13 protein-coding genes are annotated in these 10,153 nt (G+C 35.3%); all 13 read left to right on the top strand.

What is annotated here, in order from left to right; all coding sequences use genetic code 11:
* The first annotated feature begins 1 nt into the window (after position 1).
* The 13 genes from gcvH (at position 2) to Q0972_RS08535 (ending at position 10,123) form a co-directional block, all read left to right on the top strand.
* A complete protein-coding gene (gene gcvH, locus Q0972_RS08595; protein ID WP_299364884.1) occupies positions 2 to 382 on the top strand; it encodes a glycine cleavage system protein GcvH in 381 nt (126 codons plus the stop codon).
* The gene (locus Q0972_RS08590; protein WP_299364882.1) at positions 375 to 737 is read left to right on the top strand and encodes a VanZ family protein; all 363 of its coding nucleotides are present in this window, start codon (positions 375 to 377) and stop codon (positions 735 to 737) included. Before gcvH ends, Q0972_RS08590 begins: the two co-directional genes overlap by 8 nt.
* Positions 738 to 800: 63 nt before the next feature.
* Complete coding sequence (locus Q0972_RS08585; RefSeq protein WP_299364880.1) at positions 801 to 1,529, top strand: energy transducer TonB; 729 nt, start codon at positions 801 to 803, stop codon at positions 1,527 to 1,529.
* Between the two features lie 115 nt (positions 1,530 to 1,644).
* Complete coding sequence (locus tag Q0972_RS08580) at positions 1,645 to 2,439, top strand: energy transducer TonB (protein ID WP_299364878.1); 795 nt, start codon at positions 1,645 to 1,647, stop codon at positions 2,437 to 2,439.
* A 110-nt stretch (positions 2,440 to 2,549) separates the two neighbouring features.
* Positions 2,550 to 4,652: a gliding motility protein RemB gene (locus Q0972_RS08575; protein WP_299364876.1), complete on the top strand. Its 2,103-nt coding sequence runs from the start codon at positions 2,550 to 2,552 to the stop codon at positions 4,650 to 4,652.
* A gap of 97 nt (positions 4,653 to 4,749) precedes the next feature.
* Positions 4,750 to 5,643, top strand: a complete 894-nt coding sequence (cyoE, locus tag Q0972_RS08570; protein ID WP_299364874.1) for a heme o synthase — start codon at positions 4,750 to 4,752, stop codon at positions 5,641 to 5,643.
* On the top strand, positions 5,644 to 6,243 hold the full coding sequence (locus Q0972_RS08565) for a cytochrome c oxidase subunit 3 (RefSeq protein ID WP_299364872.1): 600 nt from the start codon (positions 5,644 to 5,646) through the stop codon (positions 6,241 to 6,243). It abuts the gene before it with no gap.
* A gap of 36 nt (positions 6,244 to 6,279) precedes the next feature.
* The gene (locus Q0972_RS08560) at positions 6,280 to 7,281 is read left to right on the top strand and encodes a cytochrome c oxidase subunit 3 (RefSeq protein WP_299364870.1); all 1,002 of its coding nucleotides are present in this window, start codon (positions 6,280 to 6,282) and stop codon (positions 7,279 to 7,281) included.
* A gap of 20 nt (positions 7,282 to 7,301) precedes the next feature.
* A complete protein-coding gene (locus Q0972_RS08555; RefSeq protein WP_299364868.1) occupies positions 7,302 to 7,748 on the top strand; it encodes a cytochrome C oxidase subunit IV family protein in 447 nt (148 codons plus the stop codon).
* Positions 7,749 to 7,842: 94 nt separating this feature from the next.
* Entirely contained in the window at positions 7,843 to 8,553 is a 711-nt protein-coding gene (locus Q0972_RS08550; protein WP_299364865.1) for a hypothetical protein, read from the top strand.
* Positions 8,546 to 9,304 carry an SCO family protein gene (locus Q0972_RS08545; protein ID WP_299364863.1) on the top strand — a complete coding sequence of 253 codons (759 nt, stop codon included), beginning with the start codon at positions 8,546 to 8,548 and terminating at the stop codon, positions 9,302 to 9,304. The genes Q0972_RS08550 and Q0972_RS08545 overlap by 8 nt, the downstream gene beginning before the upstream one ends.
* 2 nt (positions 9,305 to 9,306) lie before the next feature.
* Entirely contained in the window at positions 9,307 to 9,879 is a 573-nt protein-coding gene (locus Q0972_RS08540; protein ID WP_299364861.1) for a DUF420 domain-containing protein, read from the top strand.
* A gap of 1 nt (position 9,880) precedes the next feature.
* A complete protein-coding gene (locus Q0972_RS08535) occupies positions 9,881 to 10,123 on the top strand; it encodes a hypothetical protein (protein WP_299364858.1) in 243 nt (80 codons plus the stop codon).
* The last annotated feature ends 30 nt before the right edge of the window (positions 10,124 to 10,153 follow it).

Here is a 10,153-nt window from a genome sequence, read left to right as displayed (position 1 = left end):
GATGAACATACCCTCAGAACTAAAGTACACCAAGGATCACGAATGGATTAAGATAGAAGGGGATACGGCGACAGTTGGTATTACGGATTTTGCCCAAGGAGAATTGGGAGATATAGTATATGTCGAAGTGGATACTGTGGATGAATCCTTAGACGCCGAAGAAGTTTTTGGTACGGTCGAAGCTGTAAAAACAGTTTCAGATTTATTTTTGCCATTATCTGGCGAAATAATTGAGTTTAACGAAAACCTAGAAGACGAACCTGAAAAGGTAAATACCGATCCTTATGGCGAGGGCTGGATGATTAAGCTAAAGATCTCTGACGAATCACAAATAGACAATTTATTATCTGCTGAAGATTATAAAGCACTAATAAGTGGTTAAAAAACTGCTATTATTAGTAGCTATAGTTTATACTATACTGCTAGTTGTTGTTAGCTTGGTTAATTTAAGAGGTGTGCCAAGTCTAGGCTCATCTTTCGATGATAAAATCTATCACTTTTTAGCATATTTTGTATTAGCCGTGTTATGGATTACGTTTTTCAAACAGAAGAATAAAAAGTTTAGGTTACTAGTCGTTTTTGCAAGTATAATTTTGTTTGGGATTTTTTTAGAGCTCGTACAACATCAGCTAAATTCAAATAGAACTTACGATACTTACGATTTAATAGCAAATTGCCTTGGCGTACTGGTTGGCACATTAATTGCTGCACGATTAGATATAATAAAGTTAAAATAAATAGAAGTCTTGCTTTTTTAGCTTTTATTTAGTTAAATTAGCGACACTATAAATGAATGTACTATGGAACCTAAAAAGAATCCTAAATCAGACGTAAAACGTAATAGTTCCCTATATTTTGCAGTAGGTCTGGCATTAATGCTAGGAATAACTTACATGGCAATTAATTACAAAACTTACGATAAAAGTGATGTTGTGGCAGACACACTTAACTTAGATGATGAATTAGATGAGGAAGTCCCTATCACAGAACAAGTTGTTACGCCACCGCCACCACCGCCACCGCCACCAGCGGCTCCAGAAGTTATTGAAGTTGTAGAGGATGAAGAAGAAGTAGAAGAAACAGTTATTGAATCTACAGAAACAGAGATGGAAACTGAAATCGTTGAAGTAGAAGAAGTAGAAGTAGAGGAAGTAGAAGAAGATATTGAAGTACCTTTCCATGTTATTGAGAATGTTGCTGTTTTTCCTGGTTGTGAAAATAAAAAAGGAAATGAGGCCAAAAAGCAATGCATGAATGAGAAGGTAAATAAGTTTATTCAACGAAAGTTCAATACTGAACTGGCAAACGAATTGGGTTTAACTCCTGGTAAAAAGAGAGTTTTTGTTAGGTTTAAAGTAGATAAAGCAGGTAGTATTACCGCAATACAAGCTCGAGGTCCTCACCCAGCTTTAGAAAAGGAGGCCAAGCGTGTAATAGGAAAATTACCAAAAATGAAACCAGGTAAGCAAAGAGGTAAGCCTGTGGTGATGCCATTTTCAATTCCAATTGTATTCCAAGTACAAGACTAAAAGAAAACAACTCATTTAAATAAAAATCCCGTTCAAAACTAATTGGACGGGATTTTCTTTTTGGTATGCTTATTGTGACTTTATCATAATATTAACATTTTAAATAATACGTATTATGAAAAATTCTAAAAAGAATATCAATAGCGTTGGTCAGAGCGCTACTGATGTGAGAAAATCACAAAAGCATGATGCAAATTTACAAAAAAACTCAACCCTCTATTTTCAGATTGGGTTGATTCTTTGTTTGTTGGGCACCTATTCGCTTTTTGAAATGCAGTTTCAGAATAAGAAAATTATTCCAGATATTGCGATTCCTAATGAAATGGCTACAATTGATGTTGCACCCAATTATCAGGTTGAGATCATCGAGGATAAAAAACCAGAACCAAAGGTTGAGCGTAGTACAACTTTAATTGATAAGTTTAAAGAAGTTAAAGATGATACACCAGATTTAGAAAAGGAGATATTTACACCCGATACGCCAAAAAAAACAAAAGAGCCTTTTAAAGTAGATGATATAGAATTTATTGAACAGCCGGTAGATCTTCCTCCAGTAGATTTTATAAAGGTAGAAAAAGTGCCAGTCTATCCTGGTTGCGAGAAAAAGAAAACAAATGAAGAAAAACGAACATGCATGTCTAAAAAGATAGCCAAACTTGTAAATAGGAAATTTAATACCGGTATTGCAGAACGATATGGTATCACTGGCTTTCAGAAAATAGATACTCAATTTACAGTAGATAAGCACGGAAATATAACCGATATAAAAATTAGAAGTCCACATCCGGCTTTAGATAAAGAGGCAAGACGAGTTATCGATAAAATTCCAAGTATGATACCTGGTTATCAAAGAAATACTCCCGTGGGTGTTATTTATAACTTGCCCATTAAATTTGAGATAAGGAATTAAAATATACTTTTAATAATGCAGAACCGTTATCAACTAGGTAACGGTTTTTTGTTTTAAGGTTACTAAAAAAAATAAGTATCTTTCGAGCGTTTAAAAACTTGGTCTTTTTTATGAAGCGCATTTGGCTTATTACCCTATTATTAATGTATTCTCTTGGTAACGCTCAAACTATTTCAATATACGAAAAACCACCTGTTTTTAGCGAATGCGATTCACTAGCGGTAGAGCAACTAAAGCCATGTTTTAATTACACATTAAATAATTTTATTTTCAAGAATTTTCAGGTTCCTCAGGTCGTCACTGACGAAGCCTATAAAGGAAATGTCCAAATATTGTTTGAGGTAAATAAAGAAGGTAAATTCAAGGTTATTTACATCGAAGCCATATACGATGAATTAAAGGATGAGAGTAGACGCGTTTTTGGATTATTGCCAGAGGTTAAACCTGCTACTTACAACGGAAAGTCAACCTTTGTACAGTATAGCATAAGTGTTACTATTCCTTTAACAGAACCTGCAAAGGAAGAGGATAAGATTTTAGAAGATGAGTTAACTGATGAGGATGCTCTAAATGCCGTATTATCTGATGAGTTCGATGCTATTAATGACGAACTAAAACCTTATGAAAAATTAGAATATAGCAGTGAATTGAATATTCCTTTTACGCATTCCTATTATGCGCGTTTCGATGATGAAATGAATGCGATAGGTACTAATAGTCATACGGCAGCAAAACCTTTTGTTTATAGTGATGTAGCTAGGTATTACGATATAAAAGCTGAAAAAGAAAGCCTGGCAAAAGATGTTGATTCATGGTTCGGAAGAAAGCTTTTCAACGAACATATGGTAGAAGTACAAGGTAAGGATTACTGGTTTACCGTAGATCCTATAGCAGACTTACAAGTTGGAACAGATACAGAAGCAGATGATGGAACTTGGAATAATACAAGAGGTATTTTTATACAAGCAGGATTAGGAAAGCGATTTAATCTATCGGCTTCAGTTTACGAGAGTCAAGGGCGCTTTGCAGATTACTTTAACCGTTTTGCAGAAAGCTTAAGGGCGTTTGGCCCAGATCCTGCGATAATACCAGGACGTGGTATTGCTAAGGGTTTCAAGGAAAACTCTTATGATTATCCTGTCGCTGAAGCATATTTGTCTTATACACCAGCAGATTTTTTAAATATTCAGTTTGGGCATGGCAAAAACTTCATAGGAGATGGATATCGTTCCTTATTTCAAAGTGATGTTGCCAGTCCGTATCCGTTTTTAAAGTTGAATGCCAGCTTTTGGAAAATAAAGTACACCAGTACTTGGATGTGGTTAAAGGATGTGCGCCCAGAAGTAGTAGTAGATGATGCCTTTTTAACCAAATATATGGCTAACCATTATCTAAGCTGGAATGTCTCTAAACGCCTCAATATTGGCCTCTTTGAATCTGTAATGTGGGCAGACACCAACGGAAGAGGTTTTGATGTTAATTATCTGAATCCGATCATATTTTTTAGGGCTATAGAATTTCAAACAGGTCAAGGAGCAGGTAACGCCATATTAGGATTGAGTGCAAAGTACAAGTGGAATAATAAAGTCAACCTTTATGGACAGTTTATTTTGGACGAGTTTTCCTTGAGTGATGTTACTGGCGGCGATAAAAGCTGGAAGAACAAATTCGGATTCCAGCTAGGTGCAAAATATTTTAATGCGTTTAAAGTTGATAATCTATTGCTACAAGCAGAATATAATCAAGTACGTCCTTATACATACTCTCACAATACAGAGATATTGAACTATGCGCATTTTAATCAGCCAATGGCACATCTTTGGGGGGCCAACTTTAGGGAGTTGGTATTGATTGGGCGCTATAATTATAAGCGTTGGTTTACGGATGCCAAACTTATTATGGGGCAGCGTGGTTTTGACTTTAACACAGATGAAGACAGTTTTGCTTATGGAGGCGATATTTATTCTAATGAAAATGACCGTCCCAGTGATACAGGGATAACCATAGGGCAAGGGAATAAAACCAACAGCTTTATGTGGGAACAGCAAGTGGGTTATTTGGTCAATCCAGAAACCAACCTCAAGTTGTTCGCCAATATTATTTTCAGGGATTTCAACCCAGATGCCATAACAGCGTCGACGATGGCTTCTAATACACTTTGGTTTAGCATCGGACTAAGAACGGACTTGTTTAACTGGTATAATGATTTTTAGATTATAACACTAGTTATAAAACTTTGCTTTACGTTGGTCAAAATCTTTTTTCAAGCTATCTTTGCACTCGCTATGAATAGGACAAAGTATTAACGGTTTGAGCAGCTCAAAATCTTCGGTATCAAAAGCTTCTGTCATCACGGATTTCAAGGAAATCACTAAAATGGGATTATCCATTAGTGTGGTATTCTCGGCACTCGCTGGCTATCTTCTAGGTGCTGAGACCATAAATTTTACAACACTGCTCCTTTTGGCCATTGGTGGTTATTTTATGGTTGGTGCATCAAATGCTTATAATCAAATTATTGAGCGCGATTTGGATGCCTTGATGGATCGTACCAAAAACAGACCTATACCAGCTGGTCGCATGTCTGTAAATACAGCATTCATTATAGCAACTTCATTCACAATTTTAGGCTTAATAACGCTTTATATCATTAATCCTAAAACGGCGATGTGGGGGGCCATATCCATTTTTTTGTACACAAGTGTTTATACCCCTTTAAAAACAAAAACACCACTTGCTGTCTTTGTTGGTGCGCTACCAGGAGCAATCCCATTTATGTTGGGTTGGGTAGCAGCGCGTAATAATTTTGGGATTGAACCAGGTACGTTATTCGCTATCCAGTTTTTTTGGCAATTTCCTCATTTCTGGTCCATAGGTTGGTTTTTGCATGAGGACTACGAAAAAGGAGGGTTTTTTATGCTGCCTACTGGTAAGCCAGATAAAGGCACTGCAGTACAAATAATTATGTACACCGTTTGGACTGTTATTGCTTCGATTATTCCTGTATTTGGATTTACTGGGGATTTAGAATTATCTATAGTGGGAGCAGTACTTGTGTTTTTATTGGGAATGGTAATGTTGGTATATGCATTGCGCTTATTTCAGAGGCGTACAATAAAGGCGGCGAAGCAATTAATGTTGTCTAGTGTATTTTATATTACCATGTTACAGATTATATATGTTGCAGATAAATTTTTGAGATAAATGGATTTAACACAAGGAACGCAAGAGGAAAAAAGGGCAAGAGCAAAGAAAACGATGCTGTGGTTTGGTATAGGCTCTTTAATTATGTCTTTTTCGGCTTTAATTAGTGCATTTATAGTAAGTTCAAAACAGCGAAGAGATAAAGATTGGCTGAGTAATTACGAATTGCCAGATGCTTTTTTCATTAGTGTTGGGATTATTCTATTGAGTAGCCTCACATTTATTTTGGCAAAACGAGCTTTAAAACTTAAGAATCGACAAATGACAACGATTTGGTTGCTGACGACTTTGGCTTTAGGCTTAGCCTTTGTTTTTAGCCAATTTGTCGGATTTGGACAAATCATTGAAGCTGGACATTACTTTACTGGCCCAACAAGTAATATAACGATGTCATATATTTATGTGATAGCTGGTTTGCATATAGGACACGTTATTGTTGGTTTAATTTGCATTATTGTTGTTATTTATAATCATTTTAAACAAAAGTACAATTCCAATAATATGTTGGGTTTAGAACTGGCAGCAAATTTCTGGCATTTCGTAGACCTACTTTGGCTTGTGCTCTTTTTATTTTTATATTTTTTTAGCGACAGAATTTGATTATTTTTGTCCAATCTTAAAAATTAAATAATTTCTATGGATTCTACAGTAGCAAGTACTGGCACAGAAGGAAGAACTTGGGGAGGTGGGAATAGACCTCTTAAAGCAAGTTACGGCAAGATGATGATGTGGTTCTTTATTGTTTCTGATGCATTGACGTTTTCAGGTTTCTTGGCAGCTTATGGCTTTTCTAGGTTTAAATTCATTCAAGAATGGCCAATTGCAGACGAGGTCTTCACACACGTGCCATTCTTACATGGTCAGGAGCTACCGATGATCTACGTAGCATTTATGACATTCATCCTTATCATGTCTTCTGTAACTATGGTATTGGCTGTGGATGCAGGTCACCATATGAACAAAGCAAAAGTAACCTTGTACTTGTTTTTAACGATTATTGGAGGTGCTATATTTGTCGGGTCGCAAGCTTGGGAATGGGCAACTTTTATTCAAGGAGATTATGGTGCTGTGCAAACAAAAGGAGGTAATATTTTACAATTTGGGGAATATGTTACAGTTGATGGTAAAGAAAAATTCAAGCGTATATCTATCGATGAATTTGCAGTAACGACTGCTACTGAAAGAGCTCAGCATGGAAGAAATAATGGGCTTTGGTTTGTTACTGAAGCGTCCTTACCGCCCTATACAGTAAATGAGATTTATGAGGGATTAGCCGCTAACGAAAATATCTTGGTTAGAAATCAAATAATCAATGAAGACGGAGAAAAAACCGTGCTGTCTAGAGAGGAATCGCTTAGGCAAATAAAAGAAAATGGGAAGTTAGTTGTCAAAGGTGCTAACCTACAAGTTAATGAATATGGAACCGCACTATTTGCAGACTTTTTCTTTTTCATTACAGGGTTTCACGGATTCCACGTATTTTCGGGAGTAGTGATTAATATCATTATTTTCTTTAATGTTATTTTAGGAACCTATGAACGAAGAGGAAGCTACGAGATGGTTGAGAAAGTTGGATTATACTGGCACTTTGTCGATTTAGTTTGGGTATTTGTATTTACATTCTTCTATTTAGTATAAAAGCAATTTGAGATTTAGTTATGGCTCACGAACATAAATTAGAAATATTTAGAGGACTTTGGAAATTTAAGTCTAACACACAAAAAATTTGGGGTGTTTTAGCATTCCTAACTTTTGTTACTGCAATAGAGGTTATTCTTGGTATATATAAGCCAGACTTCTTAATGCATACTTGGATAAGCCCGATAGAAGGCGGCTTTTTTGCAACTTTAGTCAACATCATATTGTCACCTTTTGTATATATGAAGCCTTTGAATTTAATCTTCATTATATTAACTATTATTAAAGCTTACTATATCACTTGGGACTTTATGCACATGAGAGATGAAACCAAGGCATTGAGACGTATGGTGGTTTGGACGGCAGTGTTTCTAATCTGTTACTTAATCTTCATTCTGTTACAAGAAGGGGGTTATGTTTATGATGTATATTTTACACAAGATCCTTTAATTAAAAGAGATTTTTAAATTGAAAGTATTGGACATACGTTAGGTATGGTCCAAGTGTTAAATAAGATATTAAAAAGGCGGTTTTCTAAACCGCCTTTTTTATTTTTGCAGTATGGAATTAAGCAGCAGAAAACGCAATATTGTATTAAGTATTTTGTTTTTTTTACCAGTAGCGTTTATCATCATAATGCTACTATCTAAGGATAATTACAATCCTCTGGATATTGTTAAAGAAAGTATCTCCGAACTACCTGCTAATAAAGACAGTATTCAGTTAAAGGGACATCTTACAGTATTATCTTTTCTTGGAAAAAAACCTATGAAGCACTCAATAGCTGCTTTAAATCTTAAAGAACTGGTTTATGATAGAAATAAAGGCTTCAAAACATTTCAGGTAGTTGTAATGTTGCCCTATTCGGCTAAAAATGAAGCAGAAGAATTGCTTAAAGAGATTAAGTCTTACGAAGACCTAAGGTTTTGGCATCTTCTTTATGCCGATGAATCTGAAATTGAAAGCGTATTCAATAGCCTAAAGTCTGATGTGGAACTAGACGAAAATCTCGCTTGTGACTCCGTTTATATAATAGATAGGGATATGAATCAAAGGGGAAGGCTAGATGATAGAACAGATGAAGAGATAGAAAATGAAAGTCCAGTATACGGACTTTTTGATTACGATTGCATACAAGTAGCAGAATTAAAGAACAAAATGGCAGCTGAGGATATGCGTGTGTTATTCAAAGAGTATAGAGATAAACGTAAAGGTATTTTTGCTGAGTCTAACAAAAGACGGGAAAAGGATATAAAACAGAACAATGAGTAAAAAGACAAATTATTCCTATGCAGGAATTGCATTTATCATTCTAGTATTTGGGATTATTTTCATTCCCAAAATTATAGATAGGATAAGTAAAGGTGATATTACCAGGGACGAAAGCCGAAGTGAAAAGGTATCTGCGAATTCATTAGATTCAAAAGAGACGAAAAGCGATTTGGCGTATTTAGATATTAATGGTGAACCAAAAAAAGTACCTGTATTTAGTTTTACGGATCAAAACGGAAAAACAGTGACTAATGAAGACTACTTAGGAAAGGTCTATGTTGTAGAATTCTTTTTTACAACTTGCCCTACCATCTGTCCTATTATGAATCGTAATTTGGTTGAAGTCCAAAATCATTTTAAAGCATTTGAAGATTTTGGTGTTGCATCATTTTCCATTACTCCAGAGATAGATACCCCCAAAGTCTTAAAGGCCTATGCAGATGCCTATGGTATTACAAATCCCAATTGGCATTTAATGACGGGCGATGAAGATGCCATTTATAAATTAGCCAACGATGGGTTTAATCTCTATACAGCAAAAGATGATACTGTAGAAGGCGGATTTGAGCATTCGGGTAATTTTGCCTTAATTGATAAGGAAGGCTTTATACGTTCAAGAAGAGATAATTTTGGAAATCCAATAATTTTTTACAATGGTTTAATCTCTGAAGCCGAAGGTGTCGACGAAGATGGCATTCCTCAAGAGATTACCATTTTGAAAGAAGATATTGCTAAATTGTTGAAAGAGTAAATATGAGTACAGTAGATTTAGAAAAGGAAAAAAAGTATAACAAATGGATTGTTGTGCTTTCCATAGCTATTCCCTTAGTTGTAGCACTGTTATTTGGTGTAAAGATAGATATTGATCTCCCTGTATTTTTGCCACCAATTTACGCTACGATAAATGCAATAACAGCTTTGGTATTAATCGTCGCAGTAGTAATGATAAAAAAAGGCAATAGAAAGATGCACGAACGTTTAATGAAGTTCGCGATTATGTTGTCGGTACTGTTTTTGGTTATGTATGTGTTGTATCATATGACTAGTGATTCTACGAAGTTTGGGGATTTAAATAAAGATGGCGAGCTAGATGCTTCAGAGTTGAGCCAAATAGGTACAACAAGATATATTTACTATTTCATCTTGTTTAGTCATATACTTTTATCCATTGCGGTAATTCCCTTCGTATTAATTACTTATGTAAGAGCTATTACCAACAATTTTGAACGACATAAAAGGATTGCTAAAATTACGTTTCCTCTGTGGCTTTATGTCGCTATAACAGGAGTAGTTGTGTATATTATGATTTCACCGTATTATGCCTAATATGAAAAAGAAAATTTTCTTATCCCTTTTTTCTTGCCTTTTTTTCTTTCAGTTAAAGGCTCAATGTGCCATGTGTAGAGCGGTTTTGGAGAGCGGAGAGGATCAATCAGCAGCAGAAGGTATAAATGATGGGATTATGTTTCTTATGGTTGTACCTTATATTTTAGTAGCTACAATAGGTTATGTAGTGTACAGAACCTATAAAAAATCTCAAAAGCCTAAAAATACAGAAGAAATTCTGTAACATTTTCACTTTTAGTCAGTCTTAATTATA

It is taken from the genome of Winogradskyella sp. (assembly GCF_028282165.1).
Lineage (GTDB): Bacteria > Bacteroidota > Bacteroidia > Flavobacteriales > Flavobacteriaceae > Winogradskyella.
This window is presented reverse-complemented; position numbering and strand designations above follow the sequence as displayed.

Coding starts and splice junctions, on each gene's coding strand:
- Q0972_RS08580 (WP_299364878.1), top strand. CDS start 1,645: ATGAAAAATTCTAAAAAGAATATCAATAGCGTTGGTCAGAGCGCTACT.
- Q0972_RS08540 (WP_299364861.1), top strand. CDS start 9,307: ATGAGTACAGTAGATTTAGAAAAGGAAAAAAAGTATAACAAATGGATT.
- Q0972_RS08545 (WP_299364863.1), top strand. CDS start 8,546: ATGAGTAAAAAGACAAATTATTCCTATGCAGGAATTGCATTTATCATT.
- Q0972_RS08535 (WP_299364858.1), top strand. CDS start 9,881: ATGAAAAAGAAAATTTTCTTATCCCTTTTTTCTTGCCTTTTTTTCTTT.
- Q0972_RS08560 (WP_299364870.1), top strand. CDS start 6,280: ATGGATTCTACAGTAGCAAGTACTGGCACAGAAGGAAGAACTTGGGGA.
- Q0972_RS08555 (WP_299364868.1), top strand. CDS start 7,302: ATGGCTCACGAACATAAATTAGAAATATTTAGAGGACTTTGGAAATTT.
- Q0972_RS08565 (WP_299364872.1), top strand. CDS start 5,644: ATGGATTTAACACAAGGAACGCAAGAGGAAAAAAGGGCAAGAGCAAAG.
- Q0972_RS08575 (WP_299364876.1), top strand. CDS start 2,550: ATGAAGCGCATTTGGCTTATTACCCTATTATTAATGTATTCTCTTGGT.
- gcvH (WP_299364884.1), top strand. CDS start 2: ATGAACATACCCTCAGAACTAAAGTACACCAAGGATCACGAATGGATT.
- Q0972_RS08550 (WP_299364865.1), top strand. CDS start 7,843: ATGGAATTAAGCAGCAGAAAACGCAATATTGTATTAAGTATTTTGTTT.
- Q0972_RS08585 (WP_299364880.1), top strand. CDS start 801: ATGGAACCTAAAAAGAATCCTAAATCAGACGTAAAACGTAATAGTTCC.